Genomic DNA, 25,964 nt, shown 5'->3' on the forward strand with positions numbered 1-25,964 from the left:
ATTAGTGAGCCTTTAAATTTAATAAATAAGATGTTGTTATTTCAAAAATTGAGTTAAACCAAGACTGGTCAAAATCACGGATCTGACGAATCTTATGATGAGTTAAACTATTTGATTTATCTTCAAGCACAAAACTGGTTAGACCTACATTTTTTAGCGCAAGATAAATTGGCAAAAGAATAACTGATGCATGCTGTGGCAAACTGACCATAGGTTTTAATGGAAGATTTAGATTATCTTTTTCAAACCACGCTGTGAGTTGTTGCTGGAACCACATTGGCCACAATTCACCTTCAGGCTGGTATCTCAATAAATTCTGAAGATAATGACCGTTAACAATATTATTCAACTGATTCTGCGTTAATCCATTTAGAACCGGCTCATCAAAATAATAAGCTTCTAAACTTTGATTTAGCGTTGAAATGTCTTGAGATAACTTTGCATATCTCGCTTTCAGCGTTTTTTTAACAATGGCCTCAGGGATACCTTGACTCACATAAAGTTCAAAAGTTTTAGAGATTGCATTTTTCCAAGCTTTAGCAGGGATTAATTCCCATACTAAATCGAATTCTCGTTCGAAGCGTTGATAAATATCATGTTCAAAATCAAGTAACCATATCGCCAGTGCCAAACATGATGGATTTCTTACCAAATCCTTCCACACTTGAAATGTGACCAACGGTAAATGGTTGTACTTCGAATATAAGTGGTAAAGATACAGCCATCCAGAGTTTTGCAAATCACTCGCCATAAGTTCTAAGTAATCTGCAATACTATTTGGGTTAAATGTTGGATGATAATCACGTACGGCAGTATGTAAGGTATCCGCAGTTTCAAAAGACAATGAATCTTCTTTTATCTGCTGCGATATGAATTTCGGTCTAAATTTAATCGATTGTTCATCTCTAGGAATAATTAAACAAGGACCCACATTGCTCAATCTTGGCAATTTATACTTACCTGTTTCAACACCTTCAGTTGTAACTGGTTCGAGTGGTAAAACAGCCTGTTCAGGTTGGTTTAAAACCATGATGACTGGATCAACCACTTGTGAACCTGAAAGATTCAAACCATTTAAAAAATAATGACCTTGTTCATCTATTTCAAACTCGGTTTGATAATGTTTAATCTCATAATTTAAAGATTGTTTCCCACCAGTGACTTCGAGAATAATCCGTGCATCTAAGTCTTTTGTTAATGCTAATAATTCTTCTATTTCAGCTCGATAATGAATAAGTGATTCTTGATGTGGTTTTCCACTCACCAAAAATTGCCATTTGTAGTAAGGCGCATCTACATCTCGAATATGAATGCTCTTCAGTCTGATTGTCATCCGAAAATTGGTTGGCTTATTCTCTGGCGCATATAAACATAATCTTGAACCAAGTAAATCATCTACAGTTAATACTTTTTGTTTAATCGGCTGATGATTTCCGTTGTAGAGCGTTGCACCATGTGATGGAAATGGTAGTAATAAATCTACTTGATCTCCCAAATTCAGCATCAAATTCAGTTTTATATTTTCAGGTGGATGCTCATTGCATTTTAGATGATATTCATAACCATATTGCCCATATATATCATCATTCAGTTTACGCGACTTAAAACTCACTGCTTGATGATCAGTAGTGATTCCTAAGCAAATGATATTACTTTTTGTTATAAGACGAATATTTGCTTCATTAGGCGTATCACCCGCCAGTAATTCAATTTGTAGGTCTTCAGGAAAAATTACAACCTTGCGACGTAACACCACATTTTGAGATGAATTTTTAATGGTTAAAGTCTTTACGCCATATGCTGCAGAACCCATATGATGAGCTAAAAGCTTTTGTTCTGCATAAATAGCTAAACTATCATTTTTTGACTGCAAACCCGTTTCTATATAACGTGCCTTAGGTCTTCCTAAAAAAGCCAATGCAGGTACTGTAGGCCAAGAAAACTTCTTACCAACAAGATCTACAAGTTCTGATTTGTCAAAATATTTAGAGCATTGAATCTGATATTGTTCTTGATTATCACCAATAACTTCAATATCACCTTTTACCTTGTAAACATGCTGGCCAAAAGCATTCGACAAGTGCCCAGTGACACACTCCTGAGAAGTAAATCGATATGATGGCGGTAATAGTAAAATAATTTCTGATTCTGCTGTCTTAAATGAAGCCTGCCCAATAAATGGACAAAGCTCACCCTCATCCTGCGCAAATGCAACAGGAACACTACCGATTTCTAAACAAGTTTGAGGTAATTCTTTTTGATAAAGAATCTGATCTTTATTTTGTAGTGCCAGAATCAATCCATGTTGATAATGCTTTCTAGTAATAATGCGCGTTTGTGCACCTATACGTATATTCACTGGCTTCTTAGCCTCAGGCCTTGCCATAAACGTTGCTGTGCCAAGTTTTGCTAAGGGTTCATGTGCTTCATACAATACAATTTCTACTCGAGGAGGAATCCCTTTAACGTCCTCCAAAGTAATTTCTAAGGAATTTGGTAGGAAAACTTCAGTTAAGATTTGATTAGAATTGCGGTTAAAAAAACTCGCACAGGATAAAGCATCCTGTTTTGTCTTCATTTGCTTCAATTCAGTACTAGAAGTAACGAGTAACTGATTTAAAAACTGCTCCGCCACACTACTTTCTAATGGTAGAGGAAATGCTTCCCTCCACTTCGGGAAATTGTTAGATAAATAAGCTGCTGGATTATCTGTATTGTCTAATTGATGCGTTTCAACCAAATGAACAAGATGTTCTGCCATATCTGAAATAAGCACTCGCGTTTCATGCTCCTTGAATGCCTGTGGCAGATAACGAGTATAAGCTTGAATCAGTTGGTCATTTATTTCAGGGTTATAATGTCTATAGTGACTAAACTGCGCCACAATACGTTTAAATACAGTCTGATAATGATTGCCTTTTTCCATTAAAAGATTTGAAGGGAATCCCCCTTCTTTAAATGCAGAACCCAGATAGTTGGTATGATTTGAACCTTCAAATTTAAGGATCGGACGCTTCCAAAAACCCTCTAAGCCTTGCTGAACCACATAGCGAATATCATCCAAAGGTTGAAAGCCCAGTTCATCATATACAGGCCCCCAACTCCAACCACTCTTATATTCTCGACGAAACCATTCCGAAACAAATAGTGTAAAAACTGCACACCATTCACGACCAGGTTTATGGCTTTTTTGATCTTGTTGGCTATATCTCAGCGTACGCTTTAGGTCTTGATATTCTTCTAGGGTAATATGATAGCTATACAGTGGATGACTTGTTGGCTCAGTAAGTTTACGCGACTCAAAAATTCGCTTAAGAATATGTCTAGCACTCAATTGCTCCCCTAATATATCAGATGCTAACAACTCCATAATGCCCCCATTATTATTCCCTGCTTCAAATTAAATAATATAATCGATTCAATGACCTATACAAACCTAAAGGCGTCATAAAGTGTCGCTTAGATAGGTTAATTTTCATTATTTAACTCATATTTTAAGAATTACCTCATAACACCCTGTTGCAGGCTATATTTCCATGACATTCTAAATGCAGTATCTTTTGAATAATGCTTATACATATCCATATCGATCTTTCTTTGACGTAACATCACTTCATTCATGATTTTATCAAAAGCTAAATCTTTGGTATGTGGATCGGGATTATTTAAGTACTTACTTTCGAAATCAGCATGTTCTTTTATCTGTTTTAAGATATTCACAAATTTTACTTTTTGCTCTTCAGGCGTTGCAGCCCAACCTCCAAACCAGCGTTCATTAAATGTTTTAATAATTTCATCTAATGGATCTTCTTCAGTTTCACCGCCATGAGCACCACGAGGATTCGAATTTGTAGGATCTAGAACTGTCTCTTCAGCATCCAACTCAATTTGCTCATTTAGTTTTTTACGCTGTAAACCATAGGAGTTTAAATCAACTGAATTTAACAACTCATCCAAAGCATCTGCTTCTGGATCTTCAATTTTGAGTTTCGGAATCAAGAACTTTAAGAACCAATACAACTTTTCCCAAGCTGGAACTTCATTTTTGATATTTGCAGATAATCCTACATTAGATAAATTGAATAGTTGGATGAAGAAGCTTGCCCAAAAATTAAATTATCAAAATGGAGAGGTAGCAGTTGCGATAGTTAATGCAAAAAATGAGCAGTCACGCAAAATGTTGGAACGAGCTGGGCAAGTAGCTGGACCAGATTGGGAAGAATTTAATAATCAACGGTGTTTAAGATTGACGATTCCAAGGCCAACGGACTCAAACGATCTAAAAAATCATCGATTCCATATGACAATGGCTCGGCTATTGTTATCACATTCAGATTCTTTGGTTGGCTATAAATACTGCAATGGTATTGATAATGATCGCCCAGACGATGATATTTGGATTGTACGCCGTCGGAGTGCTGATTTAAAAACACTTGAAGAATATCGTGTATTACCAAAACGCTTAGCAGAACCAATAAATAGACTAATGGCAGTAGTTTCCTCTATACAAGATAATTGATTTAAAAAATAATGTTATTAGTCTATTTATTGGATTGCTCCATTTTCCTGAACATGAGACAGCCTCTTTTGAAGTTACTGTTAAAGCTGCCTTGTCGGTCTATATGATGCCCCCCTAGCTGTTTTATGTCCACATTCGGAAATTAAATAAAGATGTTTTTTAGCACGTGAGGAAATGACATAGAGTAGTCTTCTAGCAACATAATCTTGATGCATATCGCTACAGCCTATTATATTATTCCAGTGGGGTATTTTTCCCTCCAAAAATCCAGTGCATATAACGACTTCATATTCGTCACCTTTGGTGGAGTGTGCAGTTGTTATTTTTACTCCTGTGGAGGAGGAGAAGAATTTTTCTAGGTCTGATGCTTTGTAGTCCATGTCATACTTCTTCATTCTCTCCCTTGTCGCATTCAATATGCTTTTCATCTCTTCATTAAATAAGTCATTTTTTGTGAGTTTTATTCTAAGTCTTTCGCAAAAGTTAACTATAACTTCTTCTATCCACTGATCAATTTCTTTGTCAAATTTCACAGTTATTGCATTAACTGCAGTTAGAATAGTTTTAGGATTTATACTCTCTTCGTCAAAGAAAATGTCATTTAATTTTTCTGAAATTTCATTAGCGTACCGTTTTCTTTTTATGTAATTGTGGATATTTGGCTTGGTCAGCATTAGTCGAATTAATGCCAGCCAAATGTTATTTTGATTTTTAGGTATAGGTGAAATCAAAACGCCATCGATATTAAAGCCTATATTTAGTGCACTAATGTTTTTTGAGATATTTATAACATCGAACCAGCTAGGACAGAGAATTGCTATTTCTTGTTCAGGGATACCTTGCGTAAGGTGCAACTTAACAATATCACCCCTTTACGTAGAATTTCATTGGCACGCTTTAATTCTTTAATTTCACGTTCCATTTGCTTCATTTTTTCTTGATCAGATATCTGTTGTACTTTAATAGGATTTTGCTGATCTAAATGCTTTTGATGCCAGGCACGAAGTGTTTCAGGAGTACAACCAATCTTAGGCGCAATTGCTGTGATTGCAGCCCAAGTAGAAGGATAATCTTTTTCAGATTCAATCAATAATTGAACCGCTCTTTCTCTGATTTCAGGGGTATATTTTAATTTTGTCATCGGGATAGTCTCTCAGAATATTGACTCTCCGACAAACCCGGTACGGTTCAAAAATAGCAGGCCCTAGGGCCTGCTATTTTTAATATCGAGACAAAATTAAAAAACTAATTCAATACCTGCACCATATAGCCATCCCTTTTCAGAATCTGTTGCTTCTTGAAAAGGAGTTGATTTTTGTCCTTTCTCATATTGATAAGCTATATCAACAAATGGTCTGATACGTTTGCTAATCTCATAACGAGTTTTAATACCTGTCTTCAATTCTGACAATCCCGTCCTTGATGCAAAGTCGGAATTATCATTAAAGACAACATCTGCTTCAATATATGGCTGAGTAATCAACTTTTGAGTGAGTAATAAATCACGGTCGAAATCAAAACTAGCTCCCCAGAAGTTGTCTTTTCCACCATAAAGGTAAGCTTTGGTCTCAAAGAAATAAGGAGCAAGACCTAATATACCAACGACACCATCGACTCGATCGCTGTTCTTGTTATTTTTATCCTCGCTGTATCTTAGACCAGCTTGTACATCCCAAAATGGTGCTACATTACGGCTATAAAGTGCAGACACATCATAATTGGGATCATTACTCTCTGCTTTATTCAGATTGGCTTCAACAAATACTCGATTCTCATCTGTTCCAATCAATGTTTCGAAACTAGAACCTAAACTACCCTTACCATCGTTATCAATTACCCACTCATTGGAAAATTTAGTTGTTTGGTAAATCTGTCCACCATGCTCGTTCAGATGTTTATCATGATTTTGGCTAAGAGCTAATTTGCCTTTTGAAGTACTTTGAGCAGCATTACGTTCAACATAGCCTAATCCTCCAGCTTCTTTTAAAAGCACATTCATACTTGACGTACTCTTATTTAGATTTTCAGTCGAATTATCATTAGCAAATGCCATACCTGCTAAACCAATTAAAGCAACTGATAAAAGTGTTTTTGAAAAAAGTTTTTTAGTGGTTTGCATGTTGATTCACTCCCTTATCATTTGCATGGGGTTGGGCAACGATACTTTTTGAATCAACATCATTGCTATCTACATTTGCCACAATGAGTTTGTTCATCATTCCAGCTGCCATGTGATATAACAAATGGCAGTGGATAGCCCATTCACCTAATTCATCAGCAGTAAGTAAAGTTGTAACTGTTTTCCCTGGTGGCACAATGATCGTGTGTTTATTTGGCATATTACTTGGATCTTGACCATTTTCAAGCTGCATAAACATACCGTGCAAGTGCATTGGGTGAGCCATCATACTGTCATTCACAAATTTCAAGCGTATACGTTCCCCATATTTCACTTTGAATGGTTCTGTTTCATTAAACTTCTTACCATTAATTGTCCAAATGTAGCGCTCCATATTCCCACCAAGACGGATTTCCATTTCACGTTCAGGGGCACGAGTATCTGGTTGAGGGTTTAAAGATTGTAAATCACTATACTGGAGTGCTTTTTGACCAACGGGTGTTGAAGCATTTGCCCATCCAAATACGGTATTATCATTCTTGTCTGAAGCCGACTTAACAGTAGCGCTATTCATCGGCATATCGTGATTCATACCTTTCATAGAAGACATATCGTGATTCATGCTTTTCATAGAAGACATATCGTGATTCATGCCTTTCATAGAAGACATATCATGATTCATATCTTTCATTGAAGACATATCATGATCCATACCTTTCATAGAAGACATATCGTGATTCATGCCTTTCATAGAAGACATATCATGATCCATACCTTTCATAGAAGACATATCATGATTCATACCTTGCATTGAAGACATGTCATGATCCATCCCCATATCTTCCATAGTCAATAAAGAGCGAGGACGAGGTTTAGGCATCTCAATTTGTTTTACAGGTAAGGTATTTTCATCATGTAAGGTTCCAACCGAAAAACCAGTACGATCAATAGATTCAGCTTCAATTTGGTAATGTGCTTGTTTTGGTTCCACAATGACATCATAAGTTTCAGCAGTACCAATACGGAACTCATCTACAGGAACGGGCTTTACAGGTTGACCATCAGCACTGACTACAGTCATTTTTAGGTTTGGAATGCGTACATCAAAGAATGACATAGCGGAAGCATTAATAAAACGAAGGCGAACTTTTTCACCAGCTTTGAAGTTACCCGTCCAATTTTGCTGAGGTGTCTTGCCATTCATTAAAAATGTATAACCAGTCACATCGGACATATCTGTTTTCAGCATTCGCATCTGATTCCACATAGAACGGTCTTGCCAAGTCGCTTTTAGCCCATCACGTTTAACTTGTTTTAATACATCGAATACTGTTTCGCGGCGGTTCTGATAGTAGTCTGCTTCTTTTTTAAGATTTTTCATAATTTGATCACTTGTCGAATTATGAAAATCAGAAAGCAAAACAACGTAATCTTTATCGGTTTTTTCAGCAGCTGTTAGTGGAGTTTTATCTTTAGGATAAATAACAAAAGCACCATATAAACCGTCTTGTTCTTGTCCTTTACTATGTGAATGATACCAATAAGTACCATTTTGGCGGACTTTAAACTTATATTCATAAGTTTTATTAGGGGCAATGCCATTAAATTTGTTAAATCCAGGTACACCATCCATAATTCCAGGTAATAATAAGCCATGCCAATGGATTGAAGAGTCCTGATTTTTTAACTTATTGTGAACACGGATAACGGCCTCATCACCTTCTTCAAATTCAAGAAGTGGTGCAACGAATTTACCATTTACAGTAATTCTCTCAACTGGTTTTCCTGTGATATTTACAGTTTGTTCAGCGATTGTTAAATCATATTCTTTAACTGCCGCCATTACCCAAGTTGATGAAAATAAACCAACTCCTATTAAAAGGACATGACTTAATTTTTTAGACATTTATTTCACCTATCTAATATAAAGATGGGGAGCTCAAGCAAACCAATTATTCGCTTTAATCTCCCCAATCTTTCATTTATCGTATTTGTTATTTATTTGATGTATTTGACATGTTCATCTTTGAGTGGTCCATGTTCATCATATTTGAATGATCCATATTACCCATTTTAGACTGATCCATATTCATCATCTTAGAGTGATCCATCTGAGACATATCAGCCATATTGCCATGCTCATGCTGACTATGATCCTGTTGGGTTTTCTCATCATTCTTCATATTACAAGGTTTTTGGCATTTCTCTGACATTTTTGAGTCCGCTTTAGTTTCAGTGACTACAGTGGTTCCCTGTTTAGCATCGGCTGCCCAAGACTGAGTTCCTGCAATTAAAGTTCCAATACACATAAGTGTAGTTAAGCTACGACGGAATAGAGTTTTCATGTTTTGCTCCAAAAATTAACTTTATACAAATACCTTAAAGGCTACCACCAAACATCTATATGACATGAAAATGACATTTTTGTAATCTACAAAGAATCACGTATTTATAACGTTATTATATTCTTAATGAGTGATATTGGATTTTTATCAATGAGAATCTTACTAGTTGAAGATGAACAAAAAACTGGTGACTACCTTAAACAAGGTCTATCTGAAGCTGGGTATATTACGGATTGGGTCACAGATGGATTATCAGGTAAACATCAAGCACTTTCCGAAGAATATGACCTCATCATTTTGGACGTTATGTTACCAAAATTAGATGGCTGGAATATCATTTATGATATTCGCAAAAGCGGAAAGACAATGCCTATTCTATTTCTTTCAGCGCGTGATCAAATTGAAGATCGAGTTAAGGGATTAGATTTGGGAGCTGATGACTACCTCGTAAAACCTTTTGCTTTTGCTGAGTTATTAGCACGCATTAAAAGCTTACTCCGACGGGGACAACAAAAAGAAGATAGTAACCTTATTACAATTGCTGATCTTGAACTTGATCTTCGTAAACGCCGCGTCACTCGCGCTGGGCAACGTATTGACTTAACAGCTAAAGAATTCGCGCTGATGGAATTATTTATGCGTAGACGTGGTGAAATTTTACCTCGCGCACTCATAGCTTCTCAAATTTGGGATATGAATTTTGATAGTGATACCAACGTCGTAGAAGTCGCTATTAAACGTTTGAGAAGTAAAATTGACAGTAACTTTAGCCCTAAGCTAATCCAGAACATACGGGGAATGGGTTATGTTCTAGAGGTTGAAGATGACTCGTAAATTGTTTAATGCAATCAGCTTTCGTATAGCTATTATTTTTTCTCTATCTACCGTAATCATTCTAATGATTATGGGACTAGTTATTCATCAACTCGTAATGCATCATTTCGAAGCTCAAGACCGAACTCAATTAGAAGGTAAAATTCAACTTATAGAGAATCTATTAGAACAGAATCCTTCTAATTCTCAAGAATTGAATTTATATTTAAAAGATGCCTTAGTTGGTCATCATGATCTAATTGTTCAAATTGAACGACCAACGGGTCAAATTATTTTTAGTTCAGCACCATCCACCATTCATACCCAAACACTCAATAAATCAAAACGAAAGCCTTGGGTTGAATGGAGCATTCAAAATAAAACCTACCGTGGTTTAATTTATACAAAGTCTTTTAATCATCAAGACTCAATTATGTCAGCTCAAATTGTCGTTGGCATCGATACTTCTGAGCATCTACATTTCTTAAATGACTTTAGACGTCAACTTCTATACATTGGATTTGTGGGTACAATTTGTTTAATGTTCTTAGGGTGGTTCGCAGCATGGCGAGGGTTACGCCCAGTTCAAAAAATGGCAAAAGTGGCAGAAGGTATATCTGCTCAACATCTTTCTGAACGCTTAGAAGTCGAAAACACGCCAACAGAGCTTAGATCCTTAGCCATAGCTTTTAACGATATGTTAGATAGACTGGAATCTGCTGTAGAGAAATTATCAGACTTCTCATCTGATCTTGCTCATGAAATTCGCACACCTATTAATAATTTGATGACTCAAACCCAAGTATGTTTATCCCGTAGTAGAGATATCAATACTTATCAGGAAGTTCTCTTTTCTAACTTAGAAGAGTTTGAACGTTTAGCTCGGATGGTTTCAGATATGTTATTCCTTGCCAAAGCCGAACACGGTTTGCATTTACCAAACTTACAAAGAATTGATTTGGTCAAAGAAATTTCAGCTTTATTTGACTTTTATGATGCTATTGCTTCTGAAAAGAAAATGACTTTAGAACAAACTGGTCTAGGTTATGTAAATGGCGATCCTTCAATGTTACGTCGAGCACTCAGTAATCTATTATCAAATGCGATCAAATATGGAAAAACAGATTCAGTGATCAAAATCAATTGCCAACAAAGCTTTGATAAAACTGTTTTTACAATTGAGAATGAAAGCTCACCTTTATCATCAGACCAGCTAAATCGATTATTTGACCGTTTTTATAGAACAGATGCTTCCAGACAGCGAGTTGAGGAAGGTACTGGCTTAGGGCTAGCAATTACCAAATCCATTCTTGATGTACATGGCGCAACAATTAGAGCAGACTATCATAATGGCCGCATAACTTTTAAAATTATTTTTAAAAATTAATCACTTATATAAAAATAAACAACTACTGACTACTCATCTTTAATAGTTAAAAATAATGAGTAGTCAGAAAAACTTAGTTTTGGCTACGTAGTCGTAAAGCATTACCAATTACCGATGCTGAGCTTAGGCTCATTGCTAATGCTGCGATCATAGGCGAGAGTAACCAGCCAGTAAATGGATACAGTACACCAGCAGCCAAAGGGATACCTAATCCATTATAGAGGAAAGCAAACATCAAGTTTTGTTTCATATTTTTAACAGTTGCTTCTGATAATGAACGAGCAATCTCTATACCGCGTAAATCACCTTTTACCAAAGTAACTTGTGCACTATTCATTGCTACATCTGTTCCTGTACCCATTGCAATTCCGATATCAGCCTGAGCTAAAGCTGGGGCATCATTGATCCCATCACCAGCCATCGCAACCACTCTTCCTTCTTTTTGCAATTTCTTAACCAATTCTAATTTATCTGCGGGTTTAACCTCACCATAAACCTCATCAATACCTAATCTAGCGCCAACAGACTTAGCTGTTGTTAATCCATCACCAGTAGCCATTACGATTCTTAGACCGGAATCTTTTAATGAAAGAACAGCCTCAGGTGTACTTGCTTTGATTGGATCTGAAACAGCTATTAACCCTATCAGTTTTCCATCCACAGCTAAATGCATGACACTTGCACCTTCGGCTCTTAACTTTTCAGCTTCGGGAACAAATGCTTTAACTGATATTCCCAGCTGTTCCATTAATGCTGTATTACCAAGAGATAATTGTTGTCCATTTAACTCTCCTTTAACACCAATCCCAGAGCCAGATTCAAAAGATGTTGGTCTAGACAGTACAAGATCTCTTTCACGGGCAGCACGTACGATTGCATCAGCTAAAGGGTGTTCACTCCCCTGATCCAGACTAGCTGCTAACCGAAGTACCTCATTTTCTTCATAGCCCGAAAGAGCGATAACCTTATCGAATGAGGGTTGGCCTTCAGTTAAAGTACCTGTCTTATCAATAATTAAAGTATCAATCTTACGTAAATTTTCTATTGCAGCTGCATCACGAAAAAGTACACCATTCGATGCACCACGACCTGTTGCCACCATAATTGACATAGGTGTCGCTAAGCCTAAAGCACATGGGCAAGCAATAATTAACACTGCGACAGCATTAATTAACCCGTAAACCCAACTAGGCTCTGGGCCAAATACCCCCCAACCAAAAAATGTAAGCACAGAAATAGCAATAACTACCATAACAAACCAACCTGCAACATGATCTGCCATTCTTTGCATCGGCGCTTTAGAACGTTGAGCTTGCGATACCATTTGTACGATCTGAGACAGTACCGTTGAAGATCCAACCTTTTCTGAACGCATTACTAATGAACCATTCATATTTATTGTTGCACCTATTACTTGATCGCCTTCACGTTTTGTAACGGGAACAGGTTCTCCTGTTAACATTGATTCATCAATAGAACTTGACCCTTCAGTAACAACTCCATCAACAGGGACCTTTTCACCTGGTCGTACTCGGAGCAAATCTCCAACATGTACATGGGAAAGAGGAATATCTTCTTCTTTACCATCTTCATTTATTTTTCTTGCAGTCTTAGGTGCTAGCCCAAGTAAAGATTTAATTGCTGCCGAGGTCTGTGATCGAGCTTTCAACTCAAGAACTTGGCCTAATAAGGTCAGCGAAATAATGGCTGCTGTGGCTTCGAAATATACAGCGACACGTCCCATAGAAACAAAAGAGTCTGGAAATACTTGTGGAGCCAAAGTTCCAATGAGGCTGTATATAAATGCGGCACCAGTACCAATTCCAATTAAGGTCCACATATTCGGACTACGATTTAAAACTGATTGCCAACATCTAACAAAAAATGGCCACCCTGCCCAAAAAAAGATAGGTAATGTAAGAATGAGTTCAATCCAACTCTGTATCTTCATATCAAATAAATTCAGCTGATGCCCAAACATGGCTAAAAATACAACGATAAGAGTTAAAGGTAAGGTATACCAAAATCGTCTTTTAAAATCTTTTAGTTCAGGGTTTTCGTCAGCTTCATCCAGATTTGGAAGTAAAGGCTCTAAAGTCATACCACATTTAGGACAATTCCCAGGGTGATTTTGTTGAATTTCGGGATGCATCGGACAAGTGTAAATAGTAGAAGTATTCACATTTATCGGCTGATCAACCACAATTGAATTTATCCCAATCTCTTTTGGATTAGTCGCTTTTGCTAGTTTATTAATATAAAAAGCAGGATCATTCTTAAACTTTAACCAGCAATTTTCACTGCAAAAATAGAAAGTTTTACTGTCAACTTTTTCATAAAATTGAGATGTTTCTTTTACTGCCATGCCACAGACAGGATCAGTAAGTGTATTTTTATCTTCGTGATGATGATGGTCCATACAACCTCCTTCATATTTAATTTTAAAAGTAATAAATTGATTAAAACGTAAATAATTTCCTATTACTTGATCATTAGATAAGCGAAATTTTCTTTATAGTCAGTGTAGCACTTGTGACTTTTCAATTTTTAAAATGACAAAAATGTAATTTTGAAGTCATCGGAGTGTTTCTATCTTTCTTTGATAATAGGATTACAAAGTTGGTGACCAAGCTATCAATCAATGAATTTCATTCGGTCATTACTGGGCCCAAGATTAATTTAAAGAGGATGAAGAAATGAAAATTTTTCAAAATAAAATGTCTACTCTACGTAACGTACTCGTAGGCACGACTATGGTTGTAGCTACTTCAAGTGCATTCGCACATGTGAAACTTGAAAGTGCAACACCTGCTATTAATGCATCTGTAGCTAGCCAACCGAAAAATATAACTTTGAATTTTGGTGAAGAAGTTATGTTAATGAACGTCAAGTTGCTTGATGCACAACGTAAGGACATTCCTTTAAATTATAAAATAACTCATGATATGAAAAAATCATTTGACGTCGCTGCACCTAAACTAAAAAAAGGAAAATATACAGTCGTGTGGACCACAATGGGAGCGGATGGCCACAACATGAATGGCGAATATAATTTCACCATTAAATCAGCAAAATAAAAATCAAGTGCTAATAACAACATGCCAGCGAACTGCTGGCATGTTGCTATTACGATGGAGAAAATTATGATTCCTGAATCTTGGATATATGCATCATGGCTTGTTAAAGTCATTTTATATTTAGGTATTGCATTTGTTGTTGGTGGTACTTTCTCCTACTTCTTACTTGGACGTTATGTAGAAATAAAGGAAACTATTCTGAAATACATAACTCTTGGCACAGCATTAGGACTAATTTCCAGTATTCTAGGATTCTTCCTTCTCATCGGAAGTTTTGCCAATACTGGACTATCTGGTATGTGGGATACTAACTATATAAATCTAGTAATTTACACTCCAATTGGCCATACCCATATCATACGATCAGTGGGTTTTCTGCTTTTATTTTTATTTATGCTCGTGAAATTAAGCAGAAGAACTAATCAGTTTTCTAAAGTTGAAGGGTTAATCTTTACCATCTTACTCTTACCTATTGTTTTTAGTTTTTCCCAATTAGGTCATGTCACGAATTTACCCTTATTCGCTCAAGCTTTATTATCAATACATGTACTTGTAATATCCTTATGGATGGGATCACTTTATCCTTTATGGAAAACAAGCAAAAAAATTAATGGCTTACCACTCAAAGAACGTATGCATCTATTTGGGCAAATAGCGGCCTTTATTGTAGGAATACTCATCGCTTGTGGTCTTAGCATTACTTTATTACTTTTTAAAGATTTTAATACTCTAATCAATACACCTTATGGGCATGGATTTATTATTAAAATTGTATTTGTCCTAAGTATTTTATTGTTAGCCGCTTTTAACAAATGGTATTTCACACCTCGCTTACAAGACCCGAAATTTGCGAAACAATTGGGCTATGCCATTTTATTTGAAATGTCGTTAGGTCTATTAATTCTTTTAGCCACTGGTTATATCACCACCGTAGTCGGTATTGAGTAAAAAAAGGATCATGCTATGACTTCAAGGATGAAGTACAATTTATTATTTCCCATTTTTGAATCAATGCCTAATGAGCTGTTAATGAGAAGATTGCGATTTACTCTGGCTGATTTAAAGCGATCAAACTGACGTTCCCTCTTCTTCAGTAATATCCTGTAAATGAGATAGAATAAATAATCAGCAAAATTCAGTAGGACGCATGGATGAACTCAGCCAGTACAGCATCGGTTTTAGCAGAAGCCGTATTGAATACCGCGGATTTACTCGGTCTTAGCCAAACCCAACTGGCTACTGTGATGGGTCTCGATCGCGCATCAATAAACACACTCGAATTCTCAGCTGTATTTGAACCCGCATCTGCACATGGTGAAACTGGATTATTACTGATTCGCCTTTATCAAAGCTTATCAACACTCACTGGCGATGATTCTGAATGGATTGATTATTTTATGAATGCATTCAATACCGCAACTGATGGTGTCCCCATTCAGCAAATTCAGAACAGAAAAGGCTTAGAGAAAGTCTTAACAGTAGTTGAAGCCCTAAACAATCATTAATTTATTTAACTCATTCTTTTAGCGAATCAGCTTCAATTTGCTTGATTAGAAATTCTGATCATTATTTTCATCACTTCCGTTAAAAACACAGCAAAGATTAAAATTTGTGCTCAACACATCGCCATAAACATGATTCACAATCAAATTCCTAGCCGTCAGAAATTTAAAATATCTCCAGCAGAATCAATGAATTATTTAATGTTAAGATATGTAAAAAGATCCAATCACAGCGTTGACAGCTCAAGCGATATCCAGTTAAGCTAACTCTACACAGCAAAATCTGTGTTCAGGCGTAGGAACCTGATATTATCAGAGAGCGGTAAAATAAAAGTCGCTTAGCGGCTATTTTTTGCCTATTGTTTAGCAGTCATTATGGCGGCTTGACAGGACAGCTTTATGCTGGCCGTCCTCTCTGAACGGTATTTCCTACTCCTGTTGAGCTGCCACCATCACCGTAGGAAAGTGATGATGGTAAGTGTTTAAACTTATCAGAGAGAAATGACTATGAACGCAATTCTTCATGGTGCAAATACGTGCACACCTAAAAAACAAGCCTCGCAACTGATTGTTGAACTTGGCAAAACAATTTCAAATCCTCAACGTCAAACACTCGCCAATCTTTATATTGCTGTTGACACTGCAAACTCCTTACTCAAAGAACTTGAACAAGCACATCAAATCATTCGTCAATGCATGCATGAAATGACTGATGAGCAAATTCTTGAAGTTGCAAAGCTCAATCAAAATAACAATCTCTCCTCTTTGTGGGCATTTCGTACACATCAACGTCACAAGATGATTGAACGTGCACAGCGTGTATTGGGAATCCGTTCTATTTAGGTCACTTAATTAATTATGTATTTTTAGCTTGCTACTGTGCACTGTATTAATCGACTGCATTATTATCGAATAAGCAGAAATAATGCTGAATGCAATCAGTGACAGTAGCAACGCTAAAGATAATAGACTTGTGAATATTAAAAGTGATTGTTTAAAACTCAGCACCAAAATCATTTGGTTTTTGTTGTTTAGATTCAACTTGTGGTTGACTTTGAATGTTATATTGCTGTCCCAGCATTGCTGCAATTAAGTGCATCATCAGACTGACAATTTCTTCAACGAGTTTTGCAAGTTGCAGTATTGTTGCTGTAAGCTCTGCTGAATGCTCTCGATCGAATTGGTATTGCTGTTGCACTGTTGCTGCATATTCTTGATCTGCGTCTGCTTGTTCTCTAAGTCGACGCATATTTTGTTTAAATTGCTCATACTCTGAATACAATTCAACATCATCTCGTTTAAGTCTTTGATTTGTTTTTGCTGTTGCAATTGCAACTGTTTCAAATTCGACTCTTGCTTCTCCAGCACGTCGAAGCGCTTGATCCAATTTGTCGTTAAGTGCTCTAGTCTGCTGATCTGTGTAGCGAATGACATGCTCTGTTCTTGAAGTTGGTGCTCTTTCTGATGCTGTAACTGCTGCTGTTGTTCTAACTGTTCTAATTTTTCCTGCCTCGATTGTAACTCTTTTATCATCAATCCAATATTCTGAAATAAACTGATCTCGGTGTGGCTCAATTCTGACGGATTGCTGAAGCCTAAGATTTTCAAGATCTTGTTCATGTCGTCTCTGTTGCTCTGCTCGTAATGCTCGATCACGCTGAGCCTTTTTTTCATCTTCTCGACGTTTTCTTGCAAGTCTTGCATAGTACTCAGCGATGATGGCATCAAAGCTAAACTCATTTGTTCGAGTAAATCCAAAATCATCTGCTGTGTATCGCTGCCGTTGTGATGTTGAATAATCGTATGTTGCTGTTCTTTCATAACTTACTTCTCCACGAAACAAGGAAATGTCAGATGAATATTCGGTTCTGTCGGATGGACTTTCTTTTTGCTCAAATTCAGAGTATTGCAATCGATCCATTTCGAGGAGGTGATCGCTCGGTATCGAGTGCCGTCTTCGTCCGTCAAGATTTCGGTCTCGTTTTTGGTTAAGATCGGCTGTGTGAGATAGTAGGTGGAGGGCAATATTACTAAAATATTCAGTAACCCCATTCCAAGCAACATCAAAATAAATGTTTTCAGAATTAATTTCGGGTTGTAAGTGATCGACTGAGTTAATGCTTGATCTACTTGCTGCTGCAACTGATTCTTCTGATCTTCTAATAACAGTGTGATACTTTGGGTATTGTCCTGAATTTGGGCTTTGATCAGATTCTGATTGTCTTTGATCGTATGTTGCAATTGGGCTTTGCTCTGCTGAAGATGCTTTTGCATGATCTGATCGATTTCGTTGAGATGTGAAGACAGCGTCATTTGAATATTGCTGATATTCTGCTTCAACTCTGCTCGATATGATTTCAATCCTCTGATTAAAATCTGAGTCTCGTTTTTCTGATGTTGTAGCAGATGCATAACGTTGTCTGTTGTAAGCTGCTCTTGCCTGTCTAGCTCCTTGCAAAGTTTTTTCTGCTCTATCTCGAAGTTCTGCACAAGGCATTCGAGTATTTTTTGAAATCTGATTAACTGTTCGCTGCTCATCGTTTCCACGTTCGCTATCTGCTTTTCGAACTTGCTCAAAAGCTTTGATACGTTCTCGAAATGGTTCTGAGCATTTTCTGATGTCAAATTGTCTTTCATATATTCCTCCTTGAAAATAAATAGGTTTTTCCCGAAAGTTGGAATTAAGCTAAACTGATTTTCTCGAATTTTGGCAACTTCGCTAGCAAGTTTGTTTGTGAGTACAAATTGCATAAAGTCATCACGGTTATGTACTAAAATTTCAGAGAAGAGAAATTCATTTTGATTTGTTTCTAATTGTTTTAACGAAATGGACAAGAGTCCAACATATAAATTTTCAATGAATGTTTTATAGTTTCCTCTATTCTTTTCAACTTTTTTCAGCGCAGATTGTAAATACAGCTCATAGCCTTTTTTTGTAAATCTTGCACGGTCAGGATCCTTCGGATCTGCCCACCCATATTCGGAATTAAGCTTGTCTTGCAAAGTATGAAAATGCTTTTGAAACAAACCTGGAGGGGCTATATTCATTGCTTTTCCTGACCTGAGTTCAAGCCGTGGCACAAGGATATGGATATGCTTTGACCCATTTGGTTCGTGATGCAACACAGCCGTCATGTGATATTGATCAGGTTCAAGACCACTGAAAGCTAATGCTTCGAACTGTTTTAAGACATCTTTTATTTCAATATCAGTCGGCTGATCTTCTTCAGCAAAAGCAATCACGGCAGATGTATATTTATGTTTGAAAGGAGAACTATCTGCAATTTTTGCAAAGATATGAGGGTCCCCACTCAACACTTCAACGTGCGGACGGACAATATTCATGTGATCCTTTTCGTCGAGCACATAACTTGCTGCACGTGCTACACTGCCCGTTCCATGCCTCAACATCTTAATCAACATGATCTGCCCTCCCGTTTAAAAATATAAATGGAAATAAAAAGTCAATTTTTTAGATGGTAATTAGAAAGGTCAGCGTCTGAAGTTGATTCAAGTTCACCTTCTCCAACGACTTGCATTTGTCGCAATAAATCAGCGAGATATTTTTGTTCAATATGCTGGTGTCGGCGCTGAACTGTCTTATCAGAACGATGCAGTGACGGAGGACAAGGAAGCGGATAAAGCTGATAGATTTTTTTTAAATAGTCTTCGACAAGTAGGTACGTTCGAAGTAAGTCGACTGGTTTTCCGATTTTGTTGCTAATGTGAATTGCACGGGTAATCTGATTGAGATTATTGCCAATTTTTGCAAGTTGGAATGCAATGCTTTCGCTATCTTCTTGCGTCCTGTGATTTGACTCTTTTTTCTTCGCTACAACATGCGATTCACGAATTGAAGATCGATCAACATTCAAATTATTTTGAATATAACAACTCACGCTAAATCGAATAAAATCACTTACAGTTTTATTTAATAGACTTGCTGAATCTCTAATTATCTCTAATTCATCATCATTTAAACGCAATTCAAGTCGACTTACTCTTCTTGATTTTTTAATAACATTAGCAACAACCATAATACACCTAAAAACCGTCAATCTATTTTTAAACTATAATAAATTTTAAAATAATAAAAGTGTTTTTTGATAGGAATTTTAAAATAATTTATATGTAGAATAAATAGTTACTCTAAAAATTTAAAACAAACACATTATTAAAAGTAGCGGTTTGGCTGCAAGCCAACCAGATTCCGTTCGTACACAATTACAACTTTAGTTGTGATTTTGTACGGACAGGGTACTCTGGCTCAACCGATTATTTTCATATTTTATGTACTTTGGACTATTAAGTGATATATTAAATATCACAAAGACTAAACACGTTCTAATTTTCAAATAAAAATAAGATCATGATCTATAGAAGATATACACCAAGAGGAATTTTAAATTTATTCTATAATTAAAACATATGCTTAACTAAAAACAACACCTAAGTTTAAAGTTTATTCTCTTAAATTAAATTAGATTAAATATTTAATCTAATCATTAAATAAATAATAGTTTTCATAAGAAAAATATTAAAATGATCAACATCAAAAACTCATAAACCCCAACTAAAACAAAAAAGCAATTAAGAAATAAAAACCCAACCACAAAAAAAACAAAAGTAGTAAACCGAAGAAAATACTAAAGATTAATTACTGTTATAATAGATAAAAATTAATTAAAAAAATAAACCTATTTCTTGATCTTTTATACACAAATCATTTTTACACAAATAAAACATGGTAGCTTTCAATGTATAGAAACTTGTTTTAATCTTCAGATCCTAATTAACAACATGAGGATTTTAAGACAACAGGCTTTCTTCAACTGCATTAAAAACTGAAGAGGTCAAAATGATAAAAAATCTTTATCTAATAAAATTAATTATTAGATATAAAAAAACTGGAGCAAGACTTTCAAATAAAAATGCGGAGGTTCAACAATGAGTAAATATTTTGAACTGCTGGATTGGGTCACCGCAGAAAAGTTTTGTGAATTGACGGGTGAACAGATCACGAACCTAAAGAATCTTAGGCCTCACTGGGAGGAAGGAAAAGTCTGGATGAAAGTGTCTGATCGAAAAATTCTATATAGTTTGAAAGGTTATAACGCATGGGTCGAACAAGCAGCTCAGGTCTACCAAAAGGCACAAGAGCAAGATCGGGAAAAATACAGATTAACTTTAAATGGAACGACAAGCGCGAGTGGTTCACCCTCGACCTCATCGATACCCCAGCCAACTTCATTAAGGCGGCTAAGATTAGAGAAGATTTTGTAAACAAGGCTGAATACGGGATATTAAAAATCGAGGATATCGAAGCTGTCACCGCCAAACCCATCAAAAAAGCTGACGCTGCGCAAAAAACATTGCCAGCGTCAAATGCTCCGACATTTGCTCACTATGCCCAAGAATACCTTTATAACCTTTCAGATCATAAGCAAGGCACCAAGAAAAAATATCTATCAATTTTGGAAAGGCTCTGGATGCCATTATTCGAAGATATGCCGATTAATACGATCACCAGTCAAATGTTGCGTACAGCCGTCAATGGACGTGAATGGTCATCGGCTAAAACTCGAAATGATGCTTTGATTCCATTACGTGGCGTATTCGAATTAGCTTGTGATGATGAGGTGATTGATAAGAATCCATGTGACCGATTGAAAAATCAGAAAACTCAGGAGGATGAACCTGATCCATTTAATGAAATGGAAAAGGAAATAATACTGAACTGGTTAAAAGAGAAATATATTGCAGACTACCCAACTGTGTATTGGTATTTTGTGGTGGCATTCTGGACAGGTTGCCGTCCATCAGAAATTATCGCACTCACTTGGTAGGATGTAGATTTTTTAAATAAGCAAATTTACATCAATAAAGGTCGTGTGAACGGCGTTCAGCAAGAAACCACTAAAACAAATAAAGCTAGATTTGTAGATTTAAATGATTTTGCATTTGAAGCATTTCAACAACTCAGATTACTAACCTACCTCAAATATGAGCACGTATTTATCTGTGATGAGACAGGTAAGGAATTTACTACGCAAAAATCATTGAGCGAAAAGTTTGTAGCTTCACTGAAAGCGAATGGCATACGTTATCGCCCTGCCTATAACACTCGTCATACATATGCGACTGTATGCTTAATGAATGGACTTAATCCAGTTTATGTGGCTTCACAGCTAGGGCATAGTTTAGTGATGCTAATGATGCGTTATGCCAAGTGGATTAATTCAGATAAGAACAAAGAAGAGATTGCTAAAATTTCGAATAGTGCCAAAATTGTGCCAAATAAAAAGGGAATCAAACTATGTGTTTGATTCCCTTTAAGATATTTGGCGGAAGCGGTGAGATTCGAACTCACGGAGGACTCACACCCTCGTCGGTTTTCAAGACCGGTGCATTAAACCGCTCTGCCACGCTTCCATGTGCGTAAGAATACAAAGCTTGCCCTCTTTATTCAAGAGAAATTTAACTGCAATGTATTCAAATGCATAATGTTTCATCAATTATTAGAGTTTAGCGGCCAATTCTGCCCCTTCGCGGATGGCACGCTTGGCATCCAGCTCACCTGCTAACTTTGCACCACCAATCACATGATATTTTGCCAATGTGGTTTCATTCTCATGCGGTACTAAATCTTTTACTGATTCCTGACCTGCACACACCACAATGGTATCCACACGCAATAACTGGTCATGGCCATTATGCTCAACCCATAAGCCTTCGTCAGTTACAGCCTTATATTGCACACCGCGCAGCATACGCACAGCATGTTTTTTCAATTGTGCACGATGCACCCAGCCTGAGGTTTTACCCAAACCAATACCTAACGGCGTTGTTTTACGTTGCAATAAATAAATCTGACGTACAGGCATTTCAACTTCTGGACGTTGTACACCGCCTTCAGAAATATAATTAGGGTTTGGATCAACGCCCCATTCGCGTTGCCATTCTGCCAATGGTTGTGGCTGTGGTTGATGGGGTGGTTTTAGTAAAAACTCTGACACATCAAAACCAATACCACCTGCGCCGATAACTGCGACTTTATGCCCAACTTCAGCGCCTCTTAAAACGTCAGCATAGGATAAAACTTGTGGAGCAGTACTGCCCTGAATTTTTAAAGCACGAGGAACAACACCTGTTGCCACGATAACTTCATCAAAACCTTCACGTTCAAGTTGTTCACGATTTACGCGAGTGTTCAAACGTAAATCAACTCCAGTTTGTTTAAGTTGAACTTTAAAGTAACGAATCGTCTCATGGAATTCTTCTTTTCCTGGGACAACTTTCGCTAAGTTAAATTGACCACCGACATCATCACTTGCTTCAAACAACGTCACTGCATGACCACGACTTGCAGCAACTGTAGCCGCTGACATTCCAGCAACACCACCACCTACAACAGCGATACGTTTTGGTTTTTTAGTTTTAATATAAACCAATTCAGTTTCATAACACGCTTGTGGGTTAACTAAACAACTCACACGTTGATTTTTAAACGCATGATCTAAACATGCTTGGTTACACGCGATACAAGTATTGATCTCATCAACACGATTGGTTGCAGTTTTATTTACCCAGTATGGATCAGCTAAAAATGGTCTTGCCATTTGCACCATATCTGCTTTACCTGAAGCAATAATTTCTTCTGCAACATCAGGCATATTAATACGGTTTGAAGCAATGATTGGAACAGAAACATGCTGTTTAACATGAGCTGTATAGTCTACAAATGCAGCACGAGGTACAGAAGTCACAATCGTTGGGATACGTGCTTCATGCCAGCCAATCCCTGTATTTAATAAAGTCACGCCTGCTTTTTCAAGTGCCTTTGCTACTACGATCACTTCCTGCATTGTATTTCCGTCATGCACAAGATCCAGCATGGATAAACGGAAGCAGATAATGAACTTCTCACCCACTTTGGCACGGATTGCTTTTACAATTTCCACAGGAAAACGCATACGGTTTTCAATATCACCACCCCAGCGATCGGTGCGCTTGTTCACGTGGCTGCTAAGGAATTGATTGATTAAATATCCCTCTGAACCCATGATTTCAACACCGTCATACCCTGCTTTTTTAGCTAGGCTTGCACAGCGTGCATAGTCATCAATTGTAGCCAGAATTTGTGAATCTGACATTTGTCGTGGTTTAAATGGGTTAATTGGTGCTTGAATTGGCGAAGAAGAAACTGAAAATGGATGATATCCATAACGACCAGAATGCAAAATCTGCATAAGAATTTTTGAACCATGCTTATGCACAGCGTGAGTAACAAGACGGTGATGAGGAATATCCACCAAACTATTCATCGTACCACCCGCTGGCAATAACCAACCTTGACGGTTTGGAGAAATACCACCAGTGATAATAAGACCTACGCCCCCTTTTGCGCGCTCACCAAAATAAGCTGCAAGTTTAGGATAATTAAAAAAACGGTCTTCTAAACCAGAGTGCATTGAACCCATCACAACACGGTTTTTAATGGTCGTAAAACCCAAATGTAATGGTTTTAAGATATTTGCATAGCTAGTCATGGTATTCCTTCTATATTTATTGGCTTTGCAACTTGTTGCATAGTACTTTAACTGAATTTTTATACGTGTTTATGACTTTTTTTAAGAAAATGCTGACACTAAAGTCAAAACAAATGTAACCGTTATGATTTACATCTTAAAAATTCAATATTCCACATGAAAGCGCACATAATTTTTCTGCTTAGTTTTTCTTTGAGGAAAACAAGCTCAATGAAAAGTGTTACAATAGCTCCGATTTTTTTATTCTCAAGACCACCTATTCGGGGTCTTTACTAATAAACGTTAGGACAAGCAATGACTGATAATGCAACTATCTTGCAGCACGTACCTGTAGGCAAAAAAGTTGGGATTGCCTTTTCTGGTGGTCTCGATACTTCAGCAGCTTTATTGTGGATGAAGCAAAAAGGTGCGGAACCTTATGCTTATACAGCAAACTTAGGTCAACCTGATGAAGATGACTATGATGCTATTCCAAAGAAAGCTGAACAATACGGTGCAGTCAAAGCTCGATTAATCGATTGTCGTTTACAACTTGCTCTTGAAGGTATTGCTGCAATTCAATGTGGTGCCTTCCATATTAGCACTGGCGGAGTACCATATTTCAACACAACACCTTTAGGTCGTGCAGTAACAGGTACTATGCTTGTGACAGCAATGAAAGAAGATGATGTGAACATCTGGGGTGATGGTTCTACTTATAAAGGTAACGATATTGAACGTTTCTATCGTTATGGTTTATTGACCAATCCAGCTCTAAAAATCTACAAACCGTGGTTAGACCAAACCTTTATTGATGAGTTAGGCGGTCGTGCGGAAATGTCACAATTCCTCATCGACAACGGTTTTGACTATAAAATGTCTAAGGAAAAAGCATATTCAACTGACTCTAATATGTTGGGTGCTACTCACGAAGCTAAGGATTTAGAATACCTCAATGCAGGTATCAAGATCGTAGACCCAATTATGGGCGTTGCTTTCTGGAAAGAAGATGTAAAAATTGATGCAGAAGAAGTATCAATTACTTTTGAAGAAGGTTTCCCTGTTGCATTAAATGGCCAGCGTATTGAAGATCCTGTTGAGCTGATCTTAGAAGCTAACCGTATCGGTGGTCGTCATGGTCTTGGTATGTCTGACCAAATTGAAAACCGTATCATCGAAGCAAAATCTCGTGGTATTTATGAAGCGCCTGGTATGGCTCTATTGCATATCGCTTATGAGCGCTTAGTTACAGGTATTCATAACGAAGACACGATTGAACAATATCGTATCAACGGTTTACGTTTAGGTCGTCTACTTTACCAAGGTCGTTGGTTCGATTCTCAAGCGCTTATGCTTCGTGAAACAGCACAACGTTGGGTAGCTAAAGCGATTACTGGTACTGTCACTTTAGAATTACGTCGTGGTAATGATTACACGATTATGAATACCGAATCTCCTAACCTCACTTATGAAGCTGAGCGTTTAACAATGGAGAAAGGTGATTCAATGTTTACACCAATGGATCGTATCGGTCAGTTAACGATGCGTAACCTCGACATTACCGATACACGTGCAAAACTTGGTATCTACACAGAAACAGGTTTACTTGCTGTTGGTCAAGGTTCTGCAATTCCTCAATTGGAAAGCAAATCAAAGTAAGCGATTGATAAGTAA

19 protein-coding genes, 1 tRNA gene and 2 pseudogenes are annotated in these 25,964 nt (G+C 37.0%); 9 read left to right on the top strand and 13 right to left on the bottom strand.

Annotated features, from left to right (window positions below; translation table 11 throughout):
• Nucleotide 1 precedes the first annotated feature (1 nt).
• Nucleotides 2-3,370 (bottom strand): STY4851/ECs_5259 family protein, encoded by a 3,369-nt coding sequence (locus tag F948_RS01845; RefSeq protein WP_004959352.1) that lies wholly within the window; start codon nt 3,368-3,370, stop codon nt 2-4.
• Nucleotides 3,371-3,501: 131 nt separating this feature from the next.
• Entirely contained in the window at nt 3,502-3,999 is a 498-nt protein-coding gene (locus tag F948_RS01850) for a hypothetical protein (protein WP_004959354.1), read from the bottom strand.
• Between F948_RS01850 and F948_RS01855 the strand changes: the two genes are divergently transcribed.
• Nucleotides 3,983-4,519 (top strand): hypothetical protein, encoded by a 537-nt coding sequence (locus F948_RS01855; protein ID WP_228128830.1) that lies wholly within the window; start codon nt 3,983-3,985, stop codon nt 4,517-4,519. The two genes, F948_RS01850 and F948_RS01855, sit on opposite strands and share 17 nt — an antisense overlap.
• Before the next feature lie 80 nt (nt 4,520-4,599).
• Here the strand turns inward: F948_RS01855 and F948_RS01860 are convergent, their stop codons facing one another.
• The 5 genes and pseudogenes from F948_RS01860 to F948_RS01880 all read right to left on the bottom strand — a co-directional run bounded on the left by F948_RS01860 (nt 4,600) and on the right by F948_RS01880 (nt 8,983).
• Nucleotides 4,600-5,373, bottom strand: a complete 774-nt coding sequence (locus F948_RS01860; protein ID WP_017397506.1) for a 3'-5' exonuclease — start codon at nt 5,371-5,373, stop codon at nt 4,600-4,602.
• Nucleotides 5,374-5,390: 17 nt separating this feature from the next.
• Nucleotides 5,391-5,660: pseudogene (locus F948_RS01865) on the bottom strand (transposase); the annotation flags it as partial.
• Between the two features lie 96 nt (nt 5,661-5,756).
• Nucleotides 5,757-6,638, bottom strand: a complete 882-nt coding sequence (locus F948_RS01870; protein WP_002058497.1) for a copper resistance protein B — start codon at nt 6,636-6,638, stop codon at nt 5,757-5,759.
• Nucleotides 6,625-8,544 (bottom strand): copper resistance system multicopper oxidase, encoded by a 1,920-nt coding sequence (locus tag F948_RS01875; RefSeq protein ID WP_004959362.1) that lies wholly within the window; start codon nt 8,542-8,544, stop codon nt 6,625-6,627. Before F948_RS01875 ends, F948_RS01870 begins: the two co-directional genes overlap by 14 nt.
• An 88-nt stretch (nt 8,545-8,632) precedes the next feature.
• A complete protein-coding gene (locus F948_RS01880; protein WP_002058521.1) occupies nt 8,633-8,983 on the bottom strand; it encodes a hypothetical protein in 351 nt (116 codons plus the stop codon).
• A 150-nt stretch (nt 8,984-9,133) separates the two neighbouring features.
• Between F948_RS01880 and F948_RS01885 the strand changes: the two genes are divergently transcribed.
• Entirely contained in the window at nt 9,134-9,817 is a 684-nt protein-coding gene (locus F948_RS01885; RefSeq protein ID WP_002058525.1) for a heavy metal response regulator transcription factor, read from the top strand.
• The gene (locus tag F948_RS01890; RefSeq protein WP_004959365.1) at nt 9,807-11,183 is read left to right on the top strand and encodes a heavy metal sensor histidine kinase; all 1,377 of its coding nucleotides are present in this window, start codon (nt 9,807-9,809) and stop codon (nt 11,181-11,183) included. Before F948_RS01885 ends, F948_RS01890 begins: the two co-directional genes overlap by 11 nt.
• A gap of 73 nt (nt 11,184-11,256) precedes the next feature.
• Here F948_RS01890 and F948_RS01895 read toward each other — a convergent pair whose 3' ends face one another.
• Entirely contained in the window at nt 11,257-13,602 is a 2,346-nt protein-coding gene (locus tag F948_RS01895) for a heavy metal translocating P-type ATPase (RefSeq protein WP_004959368.1), read from the bottom strand.
• A gap of 277 nt (nt 13,603-13,879) precedes the next feature.
• On the opposite strand from F948_RS01895, the gene F948_RS01900 reads away from it, so the two are divergent.
• The 4 genes from F948_RS01900 (at nt 13,880) to F948_RS01915 (ending at nt 16,605) form a co-directional block, all read left to right on the top strand.
• A complete protein-coding gene (locus F948_RS01900) occupies nt 13,880-14,260 on the top strand; it encodes a copper resistance CopC family protein (protein WP_002058523.1) in 381 nt (126 codons plus the stop codon).
• 66 nt (nt 14,261-14,326) lie between these two features.
• A complete protein-coding gene (locus F948_RS01905) occupies nt 14,327-15,208 on the top strand; it encodes a copper resistance D family protein (RefSeq protein WP_004959372.1) in 882 nt (293 codons plus the stop codon).
• 203 nt (nt 15,209-15,411) lie between these two features.
• The gene (locus F948_RS01910) at nt 15,412-15,765 is read left to right on the top strand and encodes an antitoxin Xre-like helix-turn-helix domain-containing protein (protein WP_004959375.1); all 354 of its coding nucleotides are present in this window, start codon (nt 15,412-15,414) and stop codon (nt 15,763-15,765) included.
• Nucleotides 15,766-16,269: 504 nt separating this feature from the next.
• Nucleotides 16,270-16,605: a hypothetical protein gene (locus F948_RS01915; protein ID WP_002058504.1), complete on the top strand. Its 336-nt coding sequence runs from the start codon at nt 16,270-16,272 to the stop codon at nt 16,603-16,605.
• 151 nt (nt 16,606-16,756) lie between these two features.
• Here F948_RS01915 and F948_RS16620 read toward each other — a convergent pair whose 3' ends face one another.
• The 3 genes from F948_RS16620 to mobC are packed head-to-tail and all read right to left on the bottom strand — an operon-like array spanning nt 16,757 to nt 19,799.
• Nucleotides 16,757-17,605 (bottom strand): hypothetical protein, encoded by an 849-nt coding sequence (locus F948_RS16620; protein WP_004959380.1) that lies wholly within the window; start codon nt 17,603-17,605, stop codon nt 16,757-16,759.
• On the bottom strand, nt 17,587-19,185 hold the full coding sequence (locus F948_RS01925) for a relaxase/mobilization nuclease domain-containing protein (RefSeq protein ID WP_004959383.1): 1,599 nt from the start codon (nt 19,183-19,185) through the stop codon (nt 17,587-17,589). The genes F948_RS16620 and F948_RS01925 overlap by 19 nt, the downstream gene beginning before the upstream one ends.
• A 41-nt stretch (nt 19,186-19,226) precedes the next feature.
• On the bottom strand, nt 19,227-19,799 hold the full coding sequence (gene mobC, locus F948_RS01930; protein WP_004959385.1) for a plasmid mobilization relaxosome protein MobC: 573 nt from the start codon (nt 19,797-19,799) through the stop codon (nt 19,227-19,229).
• A 1,137-nt stretch (nt 19,800-20,936) separates the two neighbouring features.
• On the opposite strand from mobC, the pseudogene F948_RS16805 reads away from it, so the two are divergent.
• A pseudogene (locus F948_RS16805) lies at nt 20,937-22,088 on the top strand (tyrosine-type recombinase/integrase).
• A gap of 16 nt (nt 22,089-22,104) precedes the next feature.
• Here F948_RS16805 and F948_RS01945 read toward each other — a convergent pair.
• Nucleotides 22,105-22,194 (bottom strand) — tRNA-Ser (locus F948_RS01945).
• Nucleotides 22,195-22,280: 86 nt separating this feature from the next.
• Nucleotides 22,281-24,311, bottom strand: coding sequence for an NADPH-dependent 2,4-dienoyl-CoA reductase (locus F948_RS01950; protein WP_004959400.1), 2,031 nt, complete (start codon nt 24,309-24,311; stop codon nt 22,281-22,283).
• A gap of 294 nt (nt 24,312-24,605) precedes the next feature.
• On the opposite strand from F948_RS01950, the gene argG reads away from it, so the two are divergent.
• Complete coding sequence (gene argG, locus F948_RS01955; RefSeq protein WP_004913003.1) at nt 24,606-25,949, top strand: argininosuccinate synthase; 1,344 nt, start codon at nt 24,606-24,608, stop codon at nt 25,947-25,949.
• Nucleotides 25,950-25,964: the final 15 nt, after the last annotated feature.

The sequence above is a fragment of the Acinetobacter junii CIP 64.5 genome (assembly GCF_000368765.1).
Taxonomy (GTDB): domain Bacteria; phylum Pseudomonadota; class Gammaproteobacteria; order Pseudomonadales; family Moraxellaceae; genus Acinetobacter; species Acinetobacter junii.

Excerpts from the sequence above, each read along its gene's own strand:
- F948_RS01890 (WP_004959365.1), top strand. The coding sequence starts at position 9,807 with ATGACTCGTAAATTGTTTAATGCAATCAGCTTTCGTATAGCTATTATT.
- F948_RS01880 (WP_002058521.1), bottom strand. The coding sequence starts at position 8,983 with ATGAAAACTCTATTCCGTCGTAGCTTAACTACACTTATGTGTATTGGA.
- F948_RS01905 (WP_004959372.1), top strand. The coding sequence starts at position 14,327 with ATGATTCCTGAATCTTGGATATATGCATCATGGCTTGTTAAAGTCATT.
- argG (WP_004913003.1), top strand. The coding sequence starts at position 24,606 with ATGACTGATAATGCAACTATCTTGCAGCACGTACCTGTAGGCAAAAAA.
- F948_RS01910 (WP_004959375.1), top strand. The coding sequence starts at position 15,412 with ATGAACTCAGCCAGTACAGCATCGGTTTTAGCAGAAGCCGTATTGAAT.
- F948_RS01845 (WP_004959352.1), bottom strand. The coding sequence starts at position 3,370 with ATGGAGTTGTTAGCATCTGATATATTAGGGGAGCAATTGAGTGCTAGA.
- F948_RS01885 (WP_002058525.1), top strand. The coding sequence starts at position 9,134 with ATGAGAATCTTACTAGTTGAAGATGAACAAAAAACTGGTGACTACCTT.
- F948_RS01950 (WP_004959400.1), bottom strand. The coding sequence starts at position 24,311 with ATGACTAGCTATGCAAATATCTTAAAACCATTACATTTGGGTTTTACG.
- F948_RS01900 (WP_002058523.1), top strand. The coding sequence starts at position 13,880 with ATGAAAATTTTTCAAAATAAAATGTCTACTCTACGTAACGTACTCGTA.
- mobC (WP_004959385.1), bottom strand. The coding sequence starts at position 19,799 with ATGGTTGTTGCTAATGTTATTAAAAAATCAAGAAGAGTAAGTCGACTT.
- F948_RS01925 (WP_004959383.1), bottom strand. The coding sequence starts at position 19,185 with ATGTTGATTAAGATGTTGAGGCATGGAACGGGCAGTGTAGCACGTGCA.
- F948_RS01915 (WP_002058504.1), top strand. The coding sequence starts at position 16,270 with ATGAACGCAATTCTTCATGGTGCAAATACGTGCACACCTAAAAAACAA.
- F948_RS01870 (WP_002058497.1), bottom strand. The coding sequence starts at position 6,638 with ATGCAAACCACTAAAAAACTTTTTTCAAAAACACTTTTATCAGTTGCT.
- F948_RS01895 (WP_004959368.1), bottom strand. The coding sequence starts at position 13,602 with ATGGACCATCATCATCACGAAGATAAAAATACACTTACTGATCCTGTC.
- F948_RS01875 (WP_004959362.1), bottom strand. The coding sequence starts at position 8,544 with ATGTCTAAAAAATTAAGTCATGTCCTTTTAATAGGAGTTGGTTTATTT.